Origin of the sequence: Pseudomonas sp. NPDC089554, from assembly GCF_050280645.1 — a bacterium.
In the GTDB taxonomy this organism is placed as follows: domain Bacteria; phylum Pseudomonadota; class Gammaproteobacteria; order Pseudomonadales; family Pseudomonadaceae; genus Aquipseudomonas.
The window spans coordinates 51920-73945 of sequence record NZ_JBNNVR010000005.1; the positions used below are offsets into that span (position 1 = coordinate 51920).

The following is a 22026-nucleotide window of genomic DNA, read 5'->3' on the forward strand; positions in this document are numbered from 1 at the left end:
ATCGATTACCCGTGGCCCGCCGTTGACGCAGGTGGATCAGGCGGTCAGGGCCAGCAAGGCCTTGGCGGCGGCTGCGGAACTGGCCGGGTTCTGGCCGGTGACCAAGCGCCCATCGGTGAGGATGAACGAGCCCCAGTCCGGGCCTTTCTCAAAATGTGCACCGAGCGCTTGCAGCTCGTCCTCGACCAGGAAGGGCACGACCTTGGTCAGCTGGACGGCTTCTTCTTCGCTGTTGGTGAAGCCGGTCACGCGGCGGCCTTTGACCAATGGCTGGCCATCGGCGCCTTTGACGTGGCGCAGCACGCCAGGGGCATGGCAGACGAAGCCGATAGGCTTGCCGGCGCGCTCGAAGGCTTCGATCAAGGCGATGGAGGTGCTCGACTCGGCCAGGTCCCACAGCGGGCCGTGGCCGCCTGGGTAGAACACCGCGTCGAAGTCGCTGGCGCTCACCTCGCTCAGTTTCACGGTGTTGGCCAGGGCCTTCTGCGCCTCGGCGTCAGCGCTGAAGCGGCGGGTGTCGTCGGTCTGGAAGTCCGGCGAATCGCTTTTCGGGTCCAGCGGCGGTTGGCCGCCGGCGGGCGATGCCAGGGTCAGCGCGGCACCGGCGTCCTTGAACGCGTAGTAAGGGGCGGCGAGCTCTTCGAGCCAGAAACCGGTCTTCAGGCCGGTGTCGCCCAGTTGGTCATGGGAGGTCAGCACAATCAGGACTTTCATTTCGATTTCCTCGGGTTGGCATGGCTAGGGCGTGAACGGATGGGTGCGTTCACAGGTTGTTCAGCGTAAGTCGGGTTTGCAGCAAAGCTTCGTCGAAGGGCTGGGTGGTGCGGGTGATCTTCACCATCACACTGGCGCCCAGCCACTGAGCGTAGAGCCGCATGGCGATTTGCCGGGGGCTGGCGGCGATCTTCACCGAGCCTTCGTCCACGCCCCGGGCGATGGCGACTTCCAGGCGGTCGGTGATCTGCGAGGTGCCACGGTGCAAGGCCAGGCGCATCTGTTCGGAAAGGTCGGCCACTTCGGCGCCCAGTTTCACCGCCAGGCACTTGCCGCATTCGGTCTGGCTGGTCTGGTTGCGGATCCACAGTTGCCAATAGCTCATCAGCGCATCGAAGGCGGTGGTGCGCGGGTTTTGCAGGATCAGGTCCATCTCTGCGAAGTAGCCTTCGAAATAGTGCTCCAGCAGCGCCGTGCCGAACGCATCCTTGGAGGCGAAGTAGTGGTAGAAGGAGCCCTTGGGCACCTCTGCCGCTTGCAGCACTTCGTTGATGCCCACGGCCGAAAAACCTTTGCGGGCAATGATCGATTCTGCGACTTCGAAGATGCGTTGTTGGGTCGGGTTGCTGGCGACGGTAGCCATGGTTGGGTTCCTCAGTAGACCAGTCGTCTAGTGCGATGGGCCAATGGTAGGAAGTCACCAGGCAACGAACAATGTCATCCTCGCAAGGATTCCGGACATCGGCGCGTCGGGCTGTTGCGTGGGGCGTGGGGCATACTGAAAATCGGTACCACCCATACCCACGAGGTTGCTTATGCATACCGTAGCGCTGGTGGTCTACCCGCAGTTCCAGCCCATGAGCCTGTCGCTTGGCTCGGTGTTCGAGTGTGCCAACTTTCTGCATGGCGAGCAGGTCTACGACTTCACCCTGGTGTCCGAGGACGGCGGCGCGGTGATGTCGTCCCAGGGCTATTCGGTCAACACCGAGCCGCTCAAATGTTCTGGCTACGACACCCTGATCATCAGTGGCTATCTGGAACTGGGCATACCCAGTGCGCGGCTGCTGCGCCACCTGACGCTGGTCAGCGACAAGTCGCGGCGCATCGCTTCTCTGTGTACAGGCGTCTTCGCCTTGGCCGAAGCGGGCCTGCTGGCCAACCGGCGGGTGACCACCCATTGGCTGCATGCGCCGGAGTTCAAGCAGCGCTACCCACATTTGCGCATGGATGACGACCGCTTGTTCGTGGTCGATGGCCCGGTGTGGACCGGCGCCGGCATGAGTGCAGGAGTGGACCTGGCCATGGCCATGGTCGAGAAGGACCTGGGCTGCGACCTGGCGCGCCGGGTGGCGCGCAAGATGGTCATGCAGCAGCGTCGGGGGGCGGAGCAATCGCAGCTGTCGGCGCTGCTGGAACTCGACCCCAAGTCCGACCGCATCCAGCTGGCCATGGCCTACGCCCGCGAGAACCTGCGCAGCGACCTGTCGGTGACCTTGCTGGCCCAGGTCGCCCGGCTCAGCCCGCGGCAGTTCAGCCGGGTATTTCGCGAGGAGACCGGCACGTCCCCGGCGAAGGCCATCGAGCGCCTGCGGGTGGAGGCGGCGCGCACCCTGATGGAAACCAGCTGCCACCCGGTGGAGGTGATCGCCCGCGAGACCGGCTTCGGCGACCGCGAGCGCATGCGCCAGGCTTTTCTGCGCGCCTACGGCAAGCCGCCGCAGGCTATTCGCGTGAAGCTCTATGCCGATGCCTTCGAGGGTGCGCCCTGAGCGGCGCTGCCCATGGTGGCGTGAATCGACGTCTGCCGATGCTTGAGCATGCCGCCGTTGCGCTGGTGCAGCACGGCGGTCATTTCCGCGAGGATGGCGGTGGCGACGTGCGCCGGCGTGTCGCCGCCGATATCCAGGCCGATGGGGTAGTGCAGGCGCCCCAGCGCGGCGAGCCCCGCCCCCGATGCAGGGATCTCGTCGAGCAGCCGCTCGGTTCGATCGCGCGGCCCTAGCTGGCCGATATACAGCGGGTTGCTGCCCAGCAGCCCGCCTAGCCAGTGACGGTCCTGGCTGTAGCTGTGGGTCATGACCGCCACCAGCGCGCCGTCGGTCAGCGGTTGCAAGGCGTAGGGCGCCTGGACGTCCACTTGCAACACCGCATCGGCCTCGGGGAAGCGTTCGGCGCGGGCGAAGTGGGCGCGGCCATCGACCACGGTCACGTGCCAGTCGTGCAGCTTGGCCAGTTGTACCAGCGGCTGGGCATCGTGGCCGGCGCCGAAGACCACCAGGCGTTGCTGCGCCGGCAGGTATTCGCAGAACACTTCCACTTCGCCATGGGCATCGCGGTAGTGGTGCAGGGCTGAGCGGCCTCGGGCGAGGACGTTGGCCAGGTCGGCGCGTACCTGGGCGCCGAGCAGCGGGTCTTTCAGGTGGTAGTCGATGTCGTGGTCGGGGTGCAGCGGCATCTGCTCGCCCACCTCGGTGCGGGCATTGCGGTGGCTGCTGATCACGGTGGCCAGTGCGCCTGCCTGGCCACTGCCACGCACCAGGCGCAGCAGCTCGAAGGCGGCCAGCGGGCGCTCTGGGCTGTGGCGTTGCAACAGCACATGCACGGTTCCGTTGCAGCCCAGGCCGAAGGTCAGCGCGGCGTCCTCATCATCGGCGTGTTCGTCGCTGGCGGTGCTGTAGCGGCGCACCATGGCCGGTACTTCGTCGGTCAACCACCAGGCCTTCCTGGCCACTTCGGACTCCAGGCAGCCGCCGCTGATGGTGCCCACGGTGCCGCCGTACAAAGGAATGAGCATGCGTGCCCCCGGGCGGCGGTAGGCCGAGCCTTCCACCTTGACCACCGTGGCCAGTACCGCCTGGCCGCCTTGCCGTTCCAGGGTCGCGATCGCATCCAGCAGTGCTGTTGTTCCGCTCGACATGGCTGCGCTCCGGCCTAGAGGGTTTTCTTGCCGTCATCGGGGCAAGGCGCCCCCGCGCTGGTCCACAGCTGCATCGCCTCCACCAGCTGCTTGTGCGTGCCCGGCGCCGGGATACGCCCTGGCCCCGGCTCCCAGGCCCAGCGCACCAGCGGGTCGTCGTTGACGTGGTGGTCGAATTCCTTCTTGAAGGTCTTCAGGTCGTGGCGCCCGCCGCGCACGGCCAGGAAGCTGTTGCGGGCGGGGTCCAGCAACTGCTCGCACAGCGCCTGTACGCCCATGTCGCGGGTCAGCAGCATGGTCGGCGGCGGCATGTGCCAGACGAACCCTGGCATCAAGTCGTTGGCGGCACCCGGCGGCATGCCCGGTGCGTCACCGTTCTTGTCCTGGTGGCAACTGCGGCAGTTGACCGGCTGCGAGGAGTTGGCGATTTCCACGAACATCTTGCCTTCCACCTTCAGGCGCAGGTTGTGCACGATGGAAATGTTCATCGGGTGCAGGCGGCCGTCCTCGCCTACCGTGGGGCGCTGCACGCCATCCTTGATGACCCCGTGGCAGTTCACGCAGCGCTGGTGGGTGGTGACCTGGTGGATGTACTTGAATGCACTGTCCGGGTTGGGGGCCTTTACGTAATCCTCGAAGGCGTCGGCTTGCACCACGCCGGTGAAGCCGGTGAATGCCAATGCACTGAGCGTCAGGCGAGCGGTGGCCATGGTCAACCTACCTTCTTTTCAAGGGCTGCAAGGATGTGTGCCGGGCGCATCGGAAGGTCCCGAAGCCTCACGCCTACGGCCTGGTAAATGGCATTGCTGATGGCCGGTGCGATACCGATCACGCCGGGCTCGCCGAGGCCTGTGGGGAATTCGCTGCTGTCGACGAACTCGATGACGATTTCCGGCAGCTCGTTCATGCGAATGGGCATGTAGGTGTTCAGGTTCACGTCACGCACCTGCCCGTCCTGGAACTCGGTGTGCTCGTTCAGCGCCATGCTCAGCCCCCACATTGCACCGCCCTCCACTTGGGCGCGGGCGCCATCGGGGTGGATGATGATGCCGGCGTCCACCACCATCACCACCTTCTTCACCCGGATGCTGCCACTGGCCGGGTCGACCGCCACCTGCACGGCAGTGGAGATCCACGTGGCGTTGGTGCGCTCCTGGCCTGCCGACAGGGCGATGCCGATGCCCTCGTTGGCAGGCAGCGGGCTGCCATAGTTGATGCGCGCCTTGAGCACTTCCAGGGTATGGCGCAGGCGGTTGGCGCCGCCGGCAGTCTCTGGCGCGATGCCGGCGTGCTTGCCTTTGCCATCGAGCATCTGCAAGCGGAATTCCAGTGGGTCGACACAGGCGCGGTGCGCGGCTTCGTCGATGAACGCCTCCAGCCCCCAGACAATCCAGCCTTGGCCGACCGAGCGGAGCCAGCCGGGCAGGAAGGTGCGTTGTGCAAGGTCGTTGTTGATGGCCCGTGAGCGATGGTTGTCGATGCTGTACCAGTGGTCGGCGCCGCTGGCGGAGAAGGGGTCGACCTTGCCCTTTTTGTCCACGCTTTCGGTCATGCCGGCCGGGAACATGGTCAGGGTTGGCCAGGCGGCGGAAAAGGCGTGGTCCATCGCCACCAACTGGTTGTCGGCGTTGAAGTTGGCTTGGTAACGCTGTACTGAGGCCGAGCGCACCTGGTCGAAACGCGAGTCGTCGGCGCGGGTGAAGATCAGCTTCACCGGCTTGCCGTACTGTTTGGCGGTCAAGGCGGCGGGGATCATGTAGTCGCCCCCCAGCCTGCGGCCGAAGCCACCACCGAGGTAGTACTGGTGGATGATGATGTCGGTCTCGGCGACTTCCAGCGCCTTGGACAGGATCGCCAAGGTCAGCGTCTGCCATTGGTTGCCGCCGTGGATATGCCACTTGCCGTCCTGTTGCAGCGCGATGGCGTTCAGCGGCTCGAGGGCGAAATGCAGGACGGTGTGGGTGTTGTAGATCGCTTCTATCGAGTCTGGGTGCTTGGCCAGGGCGCTATCGACATCGCCATCGTTGATATACAGGACGCCCTCCGACGGGTCGTTCACCTGGCGCAGGCCTTCGGCCAGGATATCGCTTTCGCTGACCGATGCCGTGGGGCCTGGCTGGTACTGCACCTTGATCAGGTCACCGGCCTTGATCGCGGTGGGGTAGTCCTTGGCCAGCACCGATACCCAGCCCTCGAGCTGGCCGCTGGGGTCCTTGAGCACCTCAAAGCCCAAGTAACCGGGCAGCGCTTTGGCGCGTTGGTCGTCCACGCTGATCACGCGGCTGCCGTAGCGCGTAGGCGGCACGATGGGGCGGGCATAGACCATGCCTTCGACTTCCACATCGATGCCGTACACGGCCGAGCCGTTGGTTTTCGGCGGGATGTCCAGGGCGTTGTGCTGGGTGCCGATAAGTGTGTGCTTGCTCTTGGGCTTGGCGGTGAAGGCGTTCAGTTGTTCCGGGGTGAAGGTGCGGTCGATGGCGCCTTTTTGCACCACCTCGGCAAAGCTGAGGTTGCCGGCTGGCGTCAGCACGTAGCCGTTCTTGGTATCGCACTGTGCAGCGGGGACGCCCTTGAGCTTCGCCCCGGCTTCGATCAGCGCGGTGCGGCCGGCGGCACCGGCCTGGGAAAGCGTCTTGAACGAGGTGTTCACCGACCAGGACCCGCCGGTGATCATCAAGCCCCACTTGGGGTCGGTGTCCACGTGGATGATCTTGACCTGGCTCCAGTCGGCACCCAGCTCATCGGCGACGATGCGTGCCAGCGCGGTGCCCACGTGCTGGCCCATTTCCGCGCGGGTGATGTTCACGGTGACCGCACCGCTGCTGTCGATCTCGAACCAGATGGTGGGCGAGAACAGCTTGTCCTTGAGCATGTCCTTGGCGGGGGTAGCTAATACCGGGAAGGTCGGGGCGAAGGCCATCATCAAGGTGCCGGCCACGCTGCCGACCAGGAAGTTGCGCCGTGACAGGCTGGCCATGTCGACGGTGAGGCGCAGTTGCTTATTTGACATGGGCCACCTCCACCACGACAGGCGCGCCTTCGGTACTGGCCATCGCCGCTGCGTGCTTGATGGTGTCCTTGATGCGCTGGTACGTCATGCAGCGGCACAGGTTGGAGCTCATGTGGTTGACGATGTCGTCATCGCTTGGGTTTGGCGTGCGGGTCAGCAGGGTAGCGGCCTGCATGATCTGCCCGGACTGACAGTAGCCGCATTGCGGCACCTGCTTTTCGACCCAGGCCTTTTGCAGCGGGTGGTTGCCGCCCAGGCCTTCGATGGTGGTGATACGCATGCCCTTGGCCATGGCCATCGGGTACACGCAGGCACGAATGGCATTGCCATCGATATGCACGGTGCAGGCGCCGCACATGGCGACGCCACAACCGAACTTGGTGCCTTTGAGTTTGAACTCGTCGCGAATCACCCACAGCAACGGTACATCGTCAGCGGCGTTCGATTTAACTTTCTCGCCGTTCAAGTAGAACTCGATCATGCCGACCTCCAGAGGGTTTCAGGCGTCGCGTTATTGATTTATATCGTTGTTTTTTGGGCAGCCGAATACGCAAGGCGCCACGCCAAGTGGCACACATACAGCAATTGGATAGGCAGTAAATCGGCGCGGCCAATGAGCCGTGCCTGAAGGATTTATGGCGTTCGCACAGCCTCGCGCTCAACAGGAAACGTGCGCGTTAGTTGCACGTTTCCTTGTGCGTTCGGAGAATTAATAGTTATGGGCTTAGTGCGAAAAGAAGCGAGACCACGGTGTTCAGAATGAGGTGAAGTCTAGCAATGGCAGGCGGGGCGACAATGTCATATACGCAATGTTTTGGGACATGGTTTGGAGTAAAGAAAATGGGGCTGCTATGCGGCCCTTCGCGGGCGAGTCCGCTCCTACAGAGATGGGGAGAACCTGTAGGGGCGGGCTTGCCGGCGAAGGGCTGCATAGCAGCCCCATTTTCAAACAACGTTGGGCTTAGAACGAGAGCCCGGCCAGCCAGCCGCGCAGCATGTGCTTGCCCGCTTGCTCCAGCCCTTTCGCATACAACCCGGCATCGCGACGCAGGGCAACGGGGTCGATACCCGAGGTGCCCAGTTCGCACGCATGCCCCAGCAGCCAATGCTCGAAGCGCGCGCCCAGTACTTCGGGGTGGAATTGCAGGCCCAGCTGGTTCGACCCACGGGAGAACGCCTGGTTGTGGCAGATCTCGGTGGATGCCAGGCGGGTGCAGTCTTGCGGCAAGTCGAAGGTATCGCCGTGCCAGTGCAGCACCGGCACATCGCGCAGCTCGGCCAGCGGGTTGGGCTCATCCGTGTTTGCCAGCTCGAGCACCGACCAGCCGATTTCCTTCGCCGGGCCCGGGTACACCCGAGCGCCCAAAGCGGCGGCCATCAGCTGCGCGCCCAGGCAGATGCCGAGGGTTGGGCGGTCGGCGGCCAGGCGTGTGCGCAGAATGTCCAGCTGGTGGGTGACGATGGGGTAGGTGTCGTGGTCGTAGACGCCGATCGGCCCGCCGAGAATCACCAGCAGGTCGGCACCGTTCGGGTCCAGTTGGGTCAGGTCGTGTTCTGCCGCCTCGATGTACTCGATGGCGTAACCGGCTTCGCGCAGGGGGGCCTCGAAGCTGCCGAGGTTTTCGAAACCTACATGGCGGATGGCTTGCAGGGTGCGTTGGGTCATGGATGCAGTTCCGGGCGTTAGGCGTACTTGGCCATAAGGAGGTGTTCGAGGTCTTTCAGTGCGGCAGCGGCTGTGGCCAAGGGCTCGGCCCCGCCGCCTATGGCGATCGTTTCACCCATCGCATCGCTGGTAATACGGATGGCCTTGTTCTTGCCGCGTACATGGGCGAACGGGTCGGTAATCGGGTAGGTCTTGATGCCAACGCTGGCGCGGACCTTGCCATTCTCGTAGCTGAGGCTACCGACCAGCTTGGGTACCAGGCCCTTGGTGCGCCAGCCCTCGCTGAGTTCGGGGGTGACCGAGTGAATGCCGTCGACCACCAGGTCGTCCATGGTCAGGTCGGTGCCGAGGCCGAAGTTGGCCAACAGCAGCAGCTTGCAGGCAGTGTCCCAGCCTTCGGTGTCGTTGCGCGGGTCCGCTTCGGCGAAGCCATTCTCCCGCGCCAGGCGCAAGGCTTCGTCGAAGCCGAGCCCATGGCTGCCCATGGAGTCGAGCAGGAAGTTGGTGGTGGCGTTGAGAATGCCGTCGATCGACAGCACCTTGCAGCCTGCCAGGCTGTAGCCGACCAGGTCCAGGGTGGGCAGGGCCGCCGCAGTGGCGCCACTGAGTTTCAGTGTCGCCCCCGAGGCCTTGGCCAGTTCGCGCAGCTGGCGCCCGCTGTGGACCAGCGCACCTTTGGAGATGACGATGCAGTCCTTCCCGGCGGCCAGGGCCGCTTGCAGGTAGGGCAGGCCCGGGCCGCCACTGCGAAAGTCGCTCGGCCCTGCTTCGATGAGCAGGTCGGCGCCACTCGAGGCGATGAAGTCCGGCCCTGTCAGCTCAGGTTGCAGCGTCTGCAACTGACTTTCTCGCAGGCCATCGGTGGCGACCAGGCCGGCCTTCGAGCCGCACACTGCCACCAGGCGGACATCCACGCCGTAGCGCTGGCGGTAATGCTCTTGGCGGGACAGCAGCAGCTGGGCCGTGGTGCGGCCTACGCCGCCGAAGCCTGCGATGGCGACCTTGAGGGTGTGCATGGGGGCGCTCCTCGAACCGTTACTTGGCGAACAGGTTGTTGATGTCGGCGAAGGCCTTCATCTCGACGGCATTGCCGCTCGGGTCCTTGAAGAACATGGTGGCTTGTTCCCCAGGCTCACCCTTGAAGCGGATGTAGGGCTTGATGATGAAATCGACGCCGGCTTCGGTCAGGCGGTCGGCGGCTTCTTGCCACTGGGCCATTGTCAGCACCACGCCGAAATGTCGCACCGGCACGCCATGGCCGTCTACCGCGTTGGCCGACACGCTGCCGGTCTGGTCGGGGGCGAGGTGGGCGACGACCTGGTGGCCATAGAAGTTGAAGTCGATCCACTGCTCGGAGCTGCGGCCTTCGCTGCAGCCCAGCAGGTTGCCGTAGAACTCACGGGCCTCGGCCAGGTCGTTGACGGGGAAGGCGAGGTGGAAGGGGCATAGTGCGGTCATCGGAGTATCCCTCTGGGGTGTGTGGAAACAGCGTATCCGGCGACAAGGCTCATGAAAAACTATATGTTCTTATCATGAGCACAACAAAACGTTATCAATTGCCATGATCGTCGAACTCCGCACTCTGCTCGCCGTCGCCCGCCACGGCACCTTCAGCGCCGCCGGCGACCGCCTGGGCCTGACCCAGGCCGCCGTCAGCGGCCATATGCGTCGCCTGGAAGATTCCCTGGGCTTCGCCCTGTTCGACCGCACTGGCCGCTCGGCCACCTTGAATGCTGCCGGCCTGCGCACCCTGGCCCGCGCCGAGGTGCTGGTGTCCGGCTTCGACGCGTTGGGCGAACCGACCACCGACGAAGAATGGGGCAAGCCCCTGCAGATTGGCGCGATCGCCTCGGTGCAGGCAACGCTGGTCACCCGCGCCCTGGTGCCGTTCCGCCAACGCTTCCCGAACTGCCGGGTGCACCTGGCGCCAGGGGTTTCCCTGCACATGATGGACCGGGTGGAAGCGGGCGAACTCGATGTAGCCATTCTCATCCGCCCCACCTTCGAGCCGCCGCAGGAGCTTGAGTGGATACCGCTGGTGCACGAGCACTATGTGCTGCTCGTCGCGCAGGATGTGCTGGGTGACGACTGGCAGCGGGTGCTGGTGGAGCAGCCGTTCATTCGCTACAACCGCTCGTCGTTCGGCGGGCGGCAGGTGGAGCGCTTTCTGCGTGAGCACGCACTGGCGTTGCGTGAGTGGGTGGAGGTGGATGATATCCAGGCGATGGTGGCGATGGTCGAAAACGGGTTGGGGGTGGCGGTGGTGCCACTGACCGAGACCATATTGCCGCTGCCGGCGGGGGTGCGGGCGATACCGATGGGGGGCGAGCCGGTGCATCGGGAGATTGGGGCGCTTTGCCGGCGGGTGGCGGTTTCGGATGCGGTGTTGGGATTTGTGGAGTGTTTGCGGGGGAGGTGTTTAGGCGGCGGGTAGTTTGAGCGTGAGCGGGATGGAGCAGTGGTTAGGGTTTGGTGGCAAGTAGGTCGGTGCGCTGGAGCATGTGGGAGGAAAAGCTCCTTAGGCTCTGTATAAAAAGCCTTGATACTCGGTAATGCTGCGTTGAAAGCAGCCTCGGAATGCTCATTTGCAACCCGTAAATTTGAACGCGACCCCGGACGTTCCTCGGCTGTTTTCGCCTTACCTGACCTTCGTCTCAAGACTTTTCATACACAACGTATAAGGACGCTATCGGTCAATAGCAGCTCCTCATAAGCGTTCGCTCTGGTCAACTTTGCTAACTTTGGGCAATGGCTCCAAAGCGACAAGGCTCGGAGCCGGAGTGCTATTAATGCCCTCCATTTTCCGTAGAAAAACAGATTATAGTAGCGCAGATTTAAAAGTTGGTAAATAGATGCTCGCACTTCAGAGTTCATAAGTTAGTCAAAGATGTCTGCCTGCATGACCAACTAGGATTTTATCGTAAAAACCATCATGGGCTCGCGGGCAAAAATAGATTCGATGATAACAGTATTCACCCTGGATATCTGCTCTCTCGAGCTTCATGTGAGGCTCACACAGAACAAGCTCGGAGCGATCTCGATCTAAAGAAAACGAAAATGTAAGTGCTTTCTTGCGCGCTCCATTACCTTCTAAGCTTGTAGGGAATCTACTTTTTGACGAAAACACCCTCAACATTTCAGGCAGGTCGCCGTTTTTATTTTCGACCCAGTCATCATTCAAGCTAGCGAGGCTCCGCGTAATTGTGGCAGCATAAGGGGCATGACCGCCATCGAAACTATTCATGCAGTCTGGGAAGTCATTGCTAAATTTCAATCTTGGAAATGCTGCTGAAAAGTCAGCATAGAAATCTTTAACGGACTTTGCATTCAGGCTGAGATCTAGTCGAACGAGCTGCACCCAGTCGTCATTAGAGGTTAAATCGTTGGCACTTCCTCCTTGCAGAAGCCCGAGTGTTCCCACGGTTGATGCATTATCAAGGTGTTGTTTGTTCAAAATCGGTGACTGATCAATCATGAGTCGGAAGCTGGCTAAACAGTCGTGAGATAAGAGCTTGGTCGCGTCGCCATAAATCACATCACAGACGCTCACTCCAGGAAATATTTCTACTTCATAAAGCGAGTCTTCTTTCCTCACTACCTCCCCAGAATCCACAATTATCTTGTGGAGAGTAACTAAGCGCTCAGTGCAGTCCTCTAATTGGCTTTCCTGAATTTCACCATTACCATTATAACGCTCATTTGCGTGATGAAGTAGACGGCTCATTGTTTCGCTTCCATTGCTGCGCGCTTTTCTTTGCGAGCCTTCATAAGTGCTGCAAGATCACTTCCTTGCTGATCAAAAAAACCACGCGGCCAAGCACTCAACTCTGCTAGTGCATCTACTGAAATAGACTCAATTTTCGGCTGTGTGTCACCGTCTTTAGCAGAGAAAAAGATCAAGCCCACGTTGTTATAGTCAATCATGTCGGTTATAGCTGCGAGGCGAACACCATTAATCACATTTTCCGAATGTGTCTCAATTACAACCTGTACTCCCGTGCTCGCTACCGTAGCGAGGAACTGAGCGACCGCCGATTGTGCAGCAGGATGTAAATGCGCCTCTGGATTTTCGACAATCAGCATCGCACCCGGAGGGCACAGTAGCCCACTCACTATAATTGGCAGCACGTAGCTTATGCCGAATCCTGTGCTTGTCGGTGAGAGAGGTGCCACGGGGGTACCGGCCTTCTCGATACTCAAGCGGACGCGGTTTATTTCTGGGTAGGGGTGAGAAAATAACTGAATATTAGGAACTAGCAACCGCATCCACGCTTCTAGTTGTACTTTGAAAAGATTCGACCCATCAACAAGGCACAATTTTTCGTCGACAGTTAAATTCTGTGCCTCTGCGCGAGAGATAGCATCAGCCGTATGCTCTCCTGCCAAGCCTGTAGTTACATAATGCTCATCCGAGACCTCACTCAGATCGCGAGGGCCATTACGCTCTGCAACAAGGTAATGGAACTGGTCGGAAAACACCGGGAGCTGGCCCGTCTTGTTGAACACCTCACTTGAGCGTCCGCCGCGATAATGTGCTTGTAATGTGACCTTTGCATTAACCGTATCCGCAATAAATTGTGCAGACACTGGCGGCACATCACCAGCTTCAGGCCGAACCTCAATCTCAAGCTTATCAGATTCTAATTCGTCATTGGTCAATCGCAGACTGTTTCCAAGAGCCAGTCGATACGGTCCATTAAGTCTTATTGGGAACTCAACATCTTTTTCTGCTGCTAGGGCACCTACATCCTCAAGCTTGCGTAATTGATCAGCTGCCTGCCTTAAAAGTAGCAGGGACTGAATCAAGCTCGACTTGCCTACGCCATTCCCTCCGCAGACAACTGTTATAGGCTTGAAGGGGATTTCTACATCCTTGAAACATTTGAAGTTCTTAACTATCAAACTACCAATCATAGGTGCTCCCTGCAGATATCATGAAACTTAGAAAGTGCGTAAAAAATCCGCCTACGGTCATTTGTGCCGGATGTGACGCTATCATAAAGATACTCATCATCCTCTAGCTCCGCCGCTAGGTAGTGTGAGAAGTCGCCATATGGAACTCGTTTAACTTTTGTGTAGTGACAGTCGGCCAAGACCTGCGACCACGTTGTAAATAATGAGCTATTTATTAATCGCCGCCGAGCACCAGGTTCCAAATGCTCTGGTAGGCATTTTCTAAATGCATATTCACCAAATAGATGCGCTGCATTTTCCATTGCAGTAATAAAGCTTCCGTGTAGCGAATCAAGCAAATCGTAGGGCGCGTCATTCAATACGTCGATTGCGTGATCTAGAAAGCGGTCCATATTCCCTGAGTACTCTGGTAGCTCATCAAAGTGATGGGCCAAGCGAAACGCAAGAAAGCGAAGGACAAGCTCCTGGTCTTGCATTCGCGCCACGCCGATACTGTATCCGGTAGCAATCAAAAACGCCTCAGAGTTTGATAGCGACTGAATAAGATTTCTTGTGGAGGGCGAAGACATACAGTTTCTGATCTCCTGCGCATTCAGCGGTCGCCCCCCTTGATTGATGCGCTTGAATATGTCGAACTTAACGTCCGTAGGGGTTTGAGGATCGATGATGTTCACCATTATCTGGGTCTGCAAAATCCTCTTCCGATAGCGCTGGTCAATACATAGATTCGGATCATTATGGCGAAAAAATTTTCCTTCCTCTCCCTTCAGGTATTCAAGGTCCTTCAGGCGCAAATCATTGTTTAAGAATTGGCGAATGACGGTGAGTCGCTGAAGGCCGTCAACGACCTGGAGCGTCCCATTACGATCTTGAGCCATGTAGAAAACAGGTAATGGGATTCGCAGCATAATCGATTCTATTAGCCTTGATCGCGCACCGGTGTCAGTCCATACGAACTTTCTTTGAAAGTCAGGTGACAAGTTTATATCGCCATCTTCAATCATTTCATAAACCAGACTTATATTGAATGGCTTAGTGTCAATGCGGATGGTCTCAGGGTCATAAGGATAATCAAACTCTTCAGGATTTCTCACCGAATCATCTGTGTATTCAATACCTCCAATTTGCTGGATCTCTGCACCCGCCATGTGCACTAGAAACTGCTCAATGATTTCCTCATGGGATGAATCTATCTCTTCAGATGTGTCCACATCAATATGACCATCTGGAGATCGTAAAATGCTAATATGCGGATACCTAGACGCCCATTTGCGTCGACCACGCCTGTCGACATCGCGCTCTATTAATTGAACCGGTATCGATTCGCCATCAGCCATGCGTATAAAAATCAACAAAGGGGATTGCTCCAAGGCATTCTCATACTGGAGCATTCTAGCTCGGTGAGCGTCCCAGCGGCGAGACAAGCTCTAGAAATGCAATCTAGCGTACCGAGGTGGACCGTACGAGCTGCCGGATGCGAGTAGTACTTGGGCTGAGCCACCGCAGTTGCGGCGTGGTGGGCTTGAAGGTTTCGGTGTTTTGATCCGAGATTGTCGGGGCTGCCTTGCGGCCCATCGCGACACAAGGCCGCTCCTACAGAAGACGCGATGTGCTTGCTAGTGCGTTGTGTGCCAGGCTCTATGGAAAATAGGTCTAACCAAACCTTTTGGAAGGGAAGTGCTGGAGCGCCTTTGAGAACGTCAGAGCGGACTGCGCAATGTCTTACGCAAGGCTGGGGGAGTGCGCCATTTGAGTCATATCTCGTAGCCGAAAACAAAAAGGCCCACCTTTCGGTGAGCCTCTTGAGTACTACGTATGGTGCCGGCACCAGGAATCGAACCCGGGACCTACTGATTACAAGTCAGTTGCTCTACCAGCTGAGCTATACCGGCATAGGGGCGTCATTATAGCGATCGGTTGGCGGCTGTAAACCACTTCCTCACGCTTATCGTGCAATAGGGTAAGTTACCGCCCCGAAAGGAGAATTTTCCTACCAGCCGCGATGGATGGTATTGACGCTCGGCTCAGGCTGCCCGGGGTTGAAGAACAGCTTGTCATTGTCGCAACCGCGCTTGCGGCAGGGCGTTTCGGTGCGCAGCGGCAGGCCGCGGTCGCCACCGAGTTGCATGCCGGGCATGCTCCAGTCCAGCGAGGGCTGTTGCGGGGTGGGTGCGCTGTTGGCGCAGCCGCCTAGGGCCAGGGCGAAGGTCAGCACGGCGAAAGGTTTGATGCTGGTCATGATGTGTATTCCGTTATTCATGTCCAATTCAGGCAGCCGCGAATTATACATTTTTTCCTACAGACAGGTAGAGCGGGCGTAGGTATAGGCACCGTTTTTGCTGGGGAGTCGACACTTCCCTGAAAATGCTTATGCACAAGAGGCATTGCCGCGCTTCGCGAAAGGCATGCCATGGGCGCTTGCAGTCGGTCTTTGCGCAAAGGCCTGTTTTTACTGGCTTTCGCTTACCCGATGGAATAAGGCGAGCGGCTGAAATAGCGATTGGATCCAGGCTTTGATGATTTTCATCACAAGCTTGTTCACAGAGTTATCCACAGGCTCTGCACCTAAATGCGCTCTGCCAGCACCAATAGGTTGCGGGGTGTCAGCGGGTAGTCGCAGAACACGCCTACGCGCACGGCGTAGCCGTTTTCCCGCAAGAACATCGCGCGGTCGAGCACCAGCCACAGCTCCAGTGGCCTGCGGAACTGGTTGCGTACCAGCTCCAGGTTGCGCACCTCGGCGAGCCGCTGCCAGCCGGCGGCTTCCAGTGCCTGCCATTGTGGGGTGCCGCTGATCGGCACCTGGCGCAATTCGGCCAGATCGCGGCAGTACTGCTCGAAGGTCTTTTCCAGCCAGGCCGTAGGCAGTGACGGAGTGGGCAGGTACTCGTCGTACTGGCGCTGTTCACGCTGCAACAAGTCAAAGCCCAGGCGACGGGCCATGGACAGGTCGCGCTGGCGGCGTACGCGGGCGCTGGAGGTGACGGCTTCGTTCAGTGGCAGGCCGAGGTCGGCGACCGACAGTTTCAGCGGGGAGGCTTGCGCGGCCTGGGACAGCGGCGCGTATTGTTCGGTCTGGATGCGGTTGTAGCAGCACGGGGACACTGCCACCTGGCGGCAGCCGTTCGCGCTGGCCAGTTGCAGCAGGCGTACGTGCAGGTCGCCGCAGGCGTGCAGGGCTACCACGCTCTTTTCGCCATCGAGATGGCGAGCGCTGTCGGTGGCCATTACGTCCTGGCGCAGATGCGTTGCGGGCAGGTGGTGGTGGTCGCTCAGGGCTTGGCCGGCGGCGACCAGTTCGGCGTCGTATTCCAGGCAGGTGAGGCGCTGGCCGGGTTGCAGCAGGCGGCGGCCCAGGTGGCCTTTGCCTGAGCACCAGTCGAGCCAGTGCTGGGCGGGGGCTTGGAAGGTCAGACGTTGGGTGAAGGCTTCGATCTGCTGCCACTTGCGGCCGGGCACGTTGACGTCCAAACGGTGACCGGCCGGGTGCAGGGGATTGCTGGGCAATTCGCCTGCTGCCGACAGGTGCAGCGCGTTCTGCGCCAGTTGGGGGAAGGGTGCTGGGGCGGCAAGTTGTTCGGGGTGTTGTTGCGCGGCCTCGGCGTCTTCCAGGGTGCGTTGGCGTAGCCAGGCGGATAGCTCGGGGTGCTGGGCTTCCCAGTCGAGGCGCAGGGCAGTGAAGGGGCGGGGTTGCCACAGTGACCGGTGGGCAGTCAGAAACTGGTCGAGGGCCTGGAAGCGCTCGGCGAGTTGGGTGTCCTGCAGGAATGGGGTAAGGGTCATGATGTGTGTGGTCAGTGTTGGGGGCGCTTTGCGCCCCTTTCGCGACGCCAGGCCGCTCCCACGAGACAGTGCATCAGCGGCCTTGGCAGGCGTCCACGCGCAGCCAGCGCTCCAGCAGCTTGAAGCCCTGCACCAGAAGGAACGAGATCAACAGGTAGAACACCCCGGCGGCGAAGAAGATCTCCACCGGCAGGTAGGTGCGGGCGATGATGGTTCGCGCCATGCCGGTCAGTTCCAGCAGGGTGACGGTGCTGGCCAGGGCGCTGGCCTTGAGCATCAGGATCACTTCGTTGCTGTAGGCCGGCAGGCCGATGCGCGAAGCGCGTGGCAGCATGATGTAGAACAGTGTCTTGCCCCGCGACATGCCCAGCGCCCGCGCCGCCTCGATCTCACCCTTGGGGATGGCCTGCAGTGCCCCGCGCAGGATCTCGGCGATATAGGCGGCGGTGTGCAGGGTCATGGTGAGTACGGCGCACCAGAACGGGTCGCGCAGGTACGGCCACAGCGCGCTGGAGCGCACTGAATCGAACTGCGCCAAGCCGTAGTACACCAGGAACAACTGCACCAGCAGCGGCGTGCCGCGGAAGAAGAAGATGTAGCCGAAGGGCAGGGCGCGCACGTACCAGTGCCGCGACGAACGCGCGACACCCAGCGGAATGGCCAGGATCAACCCGGCGATGACCGCGATGGCTACCAGTTCCAGCGTCAGGGCTGCCCCTTCGGCCAGGCGTGGCAGCCATTTGATGATGACTTCCCAGTTCATTACGCGGCCCTCATGAAGCCGCGAGCGGCACGTTTTTCCAGGAAGTGCATGCCGGTCATGGCGACGATGGTCAGGCTCAGGTAGATGCAGGCGGCGACCATATAGAAGGTGAACGGCTCCTTGGTCACGGTCACGCCGATCTGCGCGTGGCGCATGATCTCTTCAAGGCCGATCACCGACACCAGCGCGGTGTCCTTCATCAGGATCATGAACAGGTTGCCAAGGCCCGGCAGGGCGATGCGCCACATCTGCGGCAGGATGATCCGCGAGAGGATGCGCCCCTTGGACAGCCCCAGCGCCAGGCCGGCCTCGCGGTGGCCCTTGGGAATCGCCAGGATGGCGCCACGGAACACCTCCGTGGCATAGGCGCCGAAACACAGCCCCAGGGCGATTACCCCGGCGGCGAAGGCACTGAGCTCAAGGCCAGGCAGGTTGAGGGCTTCGCCGAGGCTGTTCATCAGCCCGACGGTGCCGAAATAGATGAGCAATACCCAGAGCAGTTCGGGTACGCCGCGCACCAGTGTGGAGTAGGTGCCGCCAAGCCATTGCAGTGGCTTGACCGGAGACGTCTTGGCCAGGGCGCCGAGCAGGCCCAGGACCAGCCCCAGCAGCAAGGCGCAAAGGGCGAGTTTTACGGTCATCAGGGTGCCGGCCATCAGGGCCGGGCCGAATCCGTGCAGGTCGATATTCATGGGCAGGGTGCGTTCAAGGGACCGACACCGCGCAGCGGCGGTGTCGGTCGGGGCGAATCAATAGATGCTGAACGGGAAGTACTTGTCGTTGATCTTCTTGTACGTGCCGTCGGCGACGATTTCCTTCAGCGCGGCGTTCAGCTTCTCGCGCAGTGGGTCGCCTTTACGCACAGCGATACCGATCTTGTCGCTTTCTTCCACGGGGTCGCCCTTGAACTCGAAGGTCGAACCGTCTTTGCTCTTGAGCCATTCGTACTGCACGTACTTGTCAGCCAGGATGCCGTCGATACGACCGGCCACCAGGTCCAGGTAGGCATTTTCCTGGGTGTCGTAGAGCTTGATGTCGGTGCCGCTGGTGTTGTCTTCCAGCCAGGTGCCGGCCAGGGTCGCGCGCTGGGCGCCGATTACCTTGCCTTTCAGGGCAGCCTTGTCGGTCTTGAAGTCGACGTTTTTAGGCGCGATGAACTGCAGCTTGTTGGAGTAGTAGGGGTCGGTGAAGTCGACGGCTTGCTTGCGCTCGTCGGTGATCGACAGCGAGGACACCAGGAAGTCGAACTTCTTGGCGTTCAGGGCAGGGATGATGCCGTCCCAGTCAGAAGTGACGACCGAGCACTCGACCTTCATCTTGGCGCACAGGGCGTCGCCGATGTCCTTGTCGAAGCCGACCACGTTACCGCTGGCATCCTTGTTGTTGAACGGCGGGTAGGCCGCCTCGATACCCATGCGCAGTTTCTCGGCGGCCATGGCGTTGGCGGACATCACCAGCGTGGCAGCGGCTGCCAGGAGGAATTTCTTGTAGGTCTGCATGTATTGCTCCGTTAGCGGTGGCTGGACATGAATTGCTTGCAACGCGCCGAGGTCGGGTTTTCAAAGACCTGTTGCGGCGATCCTTGCTCTTCCACGAGGCCCTGGTGCAGGAAGACCACTTCGCTGGACACCTGGCGGGCAAAGTTCATCTCGTGCGTTACCAGCAGCATGGTACGGCCTTCTTCGGCGAGTGCGCGGATAACGTTAAGCACTTCCTGGACCATTTCCGGATCGAGCGCCGAAGTTGGCTCGTCGAACAGGATGACCTTGGGCTTCATGGCCAGGGTTCGGGCGATGGCGGCGCGCTGCTGCTGGCCACCGGAAAGTTGGGCGGGGTAGCTGTGGCGTTTGTCGTAGATGCCGACTTTGTTGAGCAGCGCTTCGGCGTGCTCGATGGCTTCGGCCTTGCTTTGGCCAAGCACGCGGCGTGGCGCCTCGATGATGTTGTCGAGCACCGACATGTGCGGCCACAGGTTGAAATTCTGGAAGACGAAACCGATTTCGCTGCGCAGGCGGTTGATCTGGCGGTTGTCGGCGGCGATCAGGTCACCGGTCTTGGTGGCCTTGAGCTTGAGGGCTTCGCCGGCGACGAGGATTTCGCCCTGGTGGGGGTTTTCCAGCAGGTTGATGCAGCGCAGCAGGGTGGACTTGCCGGAGCCGGACGAGCCGAGGATCGAGATCACGTCACCGTCGCGGGCGGTCAGCGAAATGCCCTTGAGAATTTCCTGGTCGCCGTAGCGTTTGTGCAGATTGCGGATTTCCAGCGCGGGCGTGGCCTGGGCCATGTGCGGTCCTCATGTGTTCGGGTGCGTTCCCAGCTGTTGGCGGCCTTCCTGGCGAGCGCCACGCTAGCATAGCGGCACAATGGCGGCCAACCGGGTTGCAGGGGGCTCGGGTCGCTTGTGGGGCAGTTTGTCGCATCGTTGCAGTGCAACGTCGCCACAATGTCCGCCGCAGCGTTTTTCCGGTACCGGAGCCTGGATGAAAAAAGGCGCGATGGTGCCAGTTTTACCGGGATGAGGGAAGCGGTTTTGCCTGGGGCGTTGCAGAGGTCGCGCGGTACTGTAGGAGCGGGCTTGCCCGCGAAGAGGCTACGCGGTGTATGGCCAGGGCTTTGCCCTGGTTCGCGGGCAAGCCCGCTCCTACAGGGTTTGCGGCGCCCTACATGCACAGATGTGGCGCGCCGGTTTCACTGGGTGCCACCTTTTGGGCGCTTGAACGAGGTTCAGCCAAATTGCTTCTGCTGTTGCTGCTGCTTGGCTACCAGCTCCGAAGCGGCCACGTAGGCGTCCTGGAACTCGTCGCTTTCCAGCCAGGCCATGGTGGCGTCGGCGTCGGTGCCGTCGAGCCATTCGCGGTAGGCGGTGAACACCAGCACGATGTAGTCGGTGGCGTGTTCTTCTTTATGGCCCTTGAGCACCAGCGCCAGCAGCGGGTCGACCAGGAACACCGAGATCATCGGCACCAGGCCGTTGGCCTGGGCTTCTTTCATCTTTTCGAACAGGCTGTTGTAGCTGCCCGACTCCTGGGCCTTGGTGAACACCTGCTCGACGCTGGTGCTGTCGCCGGCGCTGGCCTTCACCGCCTGGCCGCTGCGCACCATGCGGTTCTGCTTGGCCTTGGCGGCGGCGCGCTTGGCGCGTTTTTGTTGCTTGGTGTTGGTGGCCATGGGGGCGCGAGGTCCTTGGTGGAAGCGGGAAAGGTGCGTATTGAATCGTAGATAGGCGCGAAACCCAAGGGGGCGACGACGTATAGGCGTCACCAGGCGCTATATCAGTGGCAGGGGTGGTTCATCGCGCAGTTTCATAAACAGCTTGAAACACGCTGGGTTTGGTGCAATGTTAACTGTGGTTTACATTGCAGCCATGCGTACGCTAATACAAACCGATAGATATAGGCTCTGGTTCGCTGCTTTACGGGATGCTCGTGCGCAGGCTCGTATCACTGCCCGGTTGCGTCTTGTTGAGCTCGGAGGGATGGGCGATTGTAAGCCAGTTGGAGAGGGAATATCCGAGCTGCGGATTGATTATGGTCCGGGCTATCGAGTGTATTTCGTTCAGCGAGGCTACGAGGTGATCATTCTCCTGGCGGGTGGTGATAAATCCAGCCAGGCCAAGGACATCAGATCCGCGCTCAAGCTGGCACGCGAGCTTTAGGAGGCCGCCATGACTGAAATGAAGCTGTCCAAGTGGGACGCCGTAGACCACCTGAAAACCGAAGAAGACATGGCTCTTTATCTGGAGGCATGTCTTGAGGAAAACGATCCGGCTCTACTTGCTGCAGCCTTGGGCGATATCGCGCGTGCTCGGGGTATGGCTCAGCTTGCTCGCGATACTGGACTGACACGAGAGGGGCTGTACAAGGCGCTCTCGGCGGGGGGTAATCCGAGCCTGGCGACCATTATGAAGGTAATGGCCGCGCTTGGCCTGCGGCTACATGCCGAGGTGGTACAGCCGAGCACGTCGGGTTGAGGTCAGGGCTGCCACTTTAGCGGCTGTCTTCAAGCCCAAATCGCAGACAATAAAAAACCCGCACTAGGCGGGTTTTTTGTTGTCGCTTCGGGTGGCTTTGGAACCACCTGAAACTTAATGGTGGTGCCCAGAGACGGAGTCGAACCGCCGACACGAGGATTTTCAATCCTCTGCTCTACCGACTGAGCTATCTGGGCGACGGGGCGAATTAAAAAGGTTTTCAGACCCTTCGTCAACGACTTTTTGAAAATTTTTTTAAATTATTCCGTCGCTTACGTTTCAACGG

Annotated in this window: 23 protein-coding genes and 2 tRNA genes; 4 read left to right on the top strand and 21 right to left on the bottom strand. The window is 60.3% G+C overall.

Annotated features, from left to right (window positions below):
- Positions 1–36: 36 nt before the first annotated feature.
- A complete protein-coding gene (locus tag ACQKPE_RS03050) occupies positions 37–714 on the bottom strand; it encodes a type 1 glutamine amidotransferase domain-containing protein (RefSeq protein ID WP_427663294.1) in 678 nt (225 codons plus the stop codon).
- Positions 715–763: 49 nt separating this feature from the next.
- The gene (locus ACQKPE_RS03055; RefSeq protein ID WP_427663295.1) at positions 764–1357 is read right to left on the bottom strand and encodes a TetR/AcrR family transcriptional regulator; all 594 of its coding nucleotides are present in this window, start codon (positions 1355–1357) and stop codon (positions 764–766) included.
- Between the two features lie 172 nt (positions 1358–1529).
- Here ACQKPE_RS03055 and ACQKPE_RS03060 point away from each other — a divergent pair, with 172 nt between their 5' ends.
- On the top strand, positions 1530–2483 hold the full coding sequence (locus tag ACQKPE_RS03060) for a GlxA family transcriptional regulator (RefSeq protein ID WP_427663296.1): 954 nt from the start codon (positions 1530–1532) through the stop codon (positions 2481–2483).
- Here ACQKPE_RS03060 and ACQKPE_RS03065 read toward each other — a convergent pair.
- The 7 genes from ACQKPE_RS03065 to ACQKPE_RS03095 form a co-directional block, all read right to left on the bottom strand.
- The gene (locus ACQKPE_RS03065) at positions 2453–3631 is read right to left on the bottom strand and encodes an XdhC family protein (RefSeq protein ID WP_427663297.1); all 1179 of its coding nucleotides are present in this window, start codon (positions 3629–3631) and stop codon (positions 2453–2455) included. The genes ACQKPE_RS03060 and ACQKPE_RS03065 overlap by 31 nt on opposite strands.
- 14 nt (positions 3632–3645) lie before the next feature.
- Entirely contained in the window at positions 3646–4341 is a 696-nt protein-coding gene (locus ACQKPE_RS03070; RefSeq protein ID WP_427663298.1) for a hypothetical protein, read from the bottom strand.
- A gap of 2 nt (positions 4342–4343) precedes the next feature.
- Complete coding sequence (locus ACQKPE_RS03075) at positions 4344–6644, bottom strand: molybdopterin cofactor-binding domain-containing protein (RefSeq protein WP_427663299.1); 2301 nt, start codon at positions 6642–6644, stop codon at positions 4344–4346.
- Complete coding sequence (locus ACQKPE_RS03080; RefSeq protein ID WP_427663300.1) at positions 6634–7125, bottom strand: (2Fe-2S)-binding protein; 492 nt, start codon at positions 7123–7125, stop codon at positions 6634–6636. Before ACQKPE_RS03080 ends, ACQKPE_RS03075 begins: the two co-directional genes overlap by 11 nt.
- A 480-nt stretch (positions 7126–7605) precedes the next feature.
- Positions 7606–8310 (bottom strand): glutamine amidotransferase, encoded by a 705-nt coding sequence (locus tag ACQKPE_RS03085; protein ID WP_427663301.1) that lies wholly within the window; start codon positions 8308–8310, stop codon positions 7606–7608.
- 17 nt (positions 8311–8327) lie between these two features.
- Positions 8328–9326, bottom strand: a complete 999-nt coding sequence (locus tag ACQKPE_RS03090) for a homoserine dehydrogenase (protein WP_427663302.1) — start codon at positions 9324–9326, stop codon at positions 8328–8330.
- Positions 9327–9345: 19 nt separating this feature from the next.
- Positions 9346–9768 (bottom strand): VOC family protein, encoded by a 423-nt coding sequence (locus tag ACQKPE_RS03095; protein WP_427663303.1) that lies wholly within the window; start codon positions 9766–9768, stop codon positions 9346–9348.
- A gap of 103 nt (positions 9769–9871) precedes the next feature.
- On the opposite strand from ACQKPE_RS03095, the gene ACQKPE_RS03100 reads away from it, so the two are divergent.
- On the top strand, positions 9872–10744 hold the full coding sequence (locus ACQKPE_RS03100) for a LysR family transcriptional regulator (RefSeq protein WP_427663304.1): 873 nt from the start codon (positions 9872–9874) through the stop codon (positions 10742–10744).
- 447 nt (positions 10745–11191) lie between these two features.
- Here ACQKPE_RS03100 and ACQKPE_RS03105 read toward each other — a convergent pair whose 3' ends face one another.
- The 11 genes from ACQKPE_RS03105 to ACQKPE_RS03155 all read right to left on the bottom strand — a co-directional run bounded on the left by ACQKPE_RS03105 (position 11192) and on the right by ACQKPE_RS03155 (position 20938).
- Entirely contained in the window at positions 11192–12034 is an 843-nt protein-coding gene (locus tag ACQKPE_RS03105) for a hypothetical protein (RefSeq protein WP_427663305.1), read from the bottom strand.
- Positions 12031–13224 (bottom strand): AAA family ATPase, encoded by a 1194-nt coding sequence (locus tag ACQKPE_RS03110; protein ID WP_427663306.1) that lies wholly within the window; start codon positions 13222–13224, stop codon positions 12031–12033. Before ACQKPE_RS03110 ends, ACQKPE_RS03105 begins: the two co-directional genes overlap by 4 nt.
- Entirely contained in the window at positions 13221–14615 is a 1395-nt protein-coding gene (locus tag ACQKPE_RS03115) for a DUF262 domain-containing protein (protein WP_427663307.1), read from the bottom strand. The genes ACQKPE_RS03110 and ACQKPE_RS03115 overlap by 4 nt, the downstream gene beginning before the upstream one ends.
- Before the next feature lie 425 nt (positions 14616–15040).
- Positions 15041–15116, bottom strand: a tRNA-Thr gene (locus tag ACQKPE_RS03120).
- A 98-nt stretch (positions 15117–15214) separates the two neighbouring features.
- A complete protein-coding gene (locus ACQKPE_RS03125; protein WP_427663308.1) occupies positions 15215–15463 on the bottom strand; it encodes a hypothetical protein in 249 nt (82 codons plus the stop codon).
- 326 nt (positions 15464–15789) lie between these two features.
- On the bottom strand, positions 15790–17007 hold the full coding sequence (locus tag ACQKPE_RS03130; RefSeq protein WP_427663309.1) for a methyltransferase: 1218 nt from the start codon (positions 17005–17007) through the stop codon (positions 15790–15792).
- Between the two features lie 73 nt (positions 17008–17080).
- Positions 17081–17770, bottom strand: a complete 690-nt coding sequence (locus ACQKPE_RS03135; protein WP_427663310.1) for an ABC transporter permease — start codon at positions 17768–17770, stop codon at positions 17081–17083.
- Positions 17770–18462 (bottom strand): ABC transporter permease, encoded by a 693-nt coding sequence (locus ACQKPE_RS03140; RefSeq protein WP_427663311.1) that lies wholly within the window; start codon positions 18460–18462, stop codon positions 17770–17772. The genes ACQKPE_RS03135 and ACQKPE_RS03140 overlap by 1 nt, the downstream gene beginning before the upstream one ends.
- A gap of 57 nt (positions 18463–18519) precedes the next feature.
- Entirely contained in the window at positions 18520–19269 is a 750-nt protein-coding gene (locus ACQKPE_RS03145; protein WP_427663312.1) for an ABC transporter substrate-binding protein, read from the bottom strand.
- An 11-nt stretch (positions 19270–19280) separates the two neighbouring features.
- Complete coding sequence (locus ACQKPE_RS03150) at positions 19281–20054, bottom strand: ABC transporter ATP-binding protein (RefSeq protein ID WP_427663313.1); 774 nt, start codon at positions 20052–20054, stop codon at positions 19281–19283.
- Between the two features lie 440 nt (positions 20055–20494).
- Positions 20495–20938 (bottom strand): hypothetical protein, encoded by a 444-nt coding sequence (locus ACQKPE_RS03155; protein ID WP_379671444.1) that lies wholly within the window; start codon positions 20936–20938, stop codon positions 20495–20497.
- Between the two features lie 196 nt (positions 20939–21134).
- On the opposite strand from ACQKPE_RS03155, the gene ACQKPE_RS03160 reads away from it, so the two are divergent.
- Positions 21135–21425 carry a type II toxin-antitoxin system RelE/ParE family toxin gene (locus ACQKPE_RS03160; protein WP_427663340.1) on the top strand — a complete coding sequence of 97 codons (291 nt, stop codon included), beginning with the start codon at positions 21135–21137 and terminating at the stop codon, positions 21423–21425.
- Positions 21426–21434: 9 nt separating this feature from the next.
- Positions 21435–21740, top strand: a complete 306-nt coding sequence (locus ACQKPE_RS03165) for an addiction module antidote protein (protein ID WP_427663314.1) — start codon at positions 21435–21437, stop codon at positions 21738–21740.
- A gap of 121 nt (positions 21741–21861) precedes the next feature.
- On the opposite strand, the gene ACQKPE_RS03170 is transcribed toward ACQKPE_RS03165, so the two are convergent.
- Positions 21862–21937, bottom strand: a tRNA-Phe gene (locus ACQKPE_RS03170).
- Positions 21938–22026 lie beyond the last annotated feature (89 nt).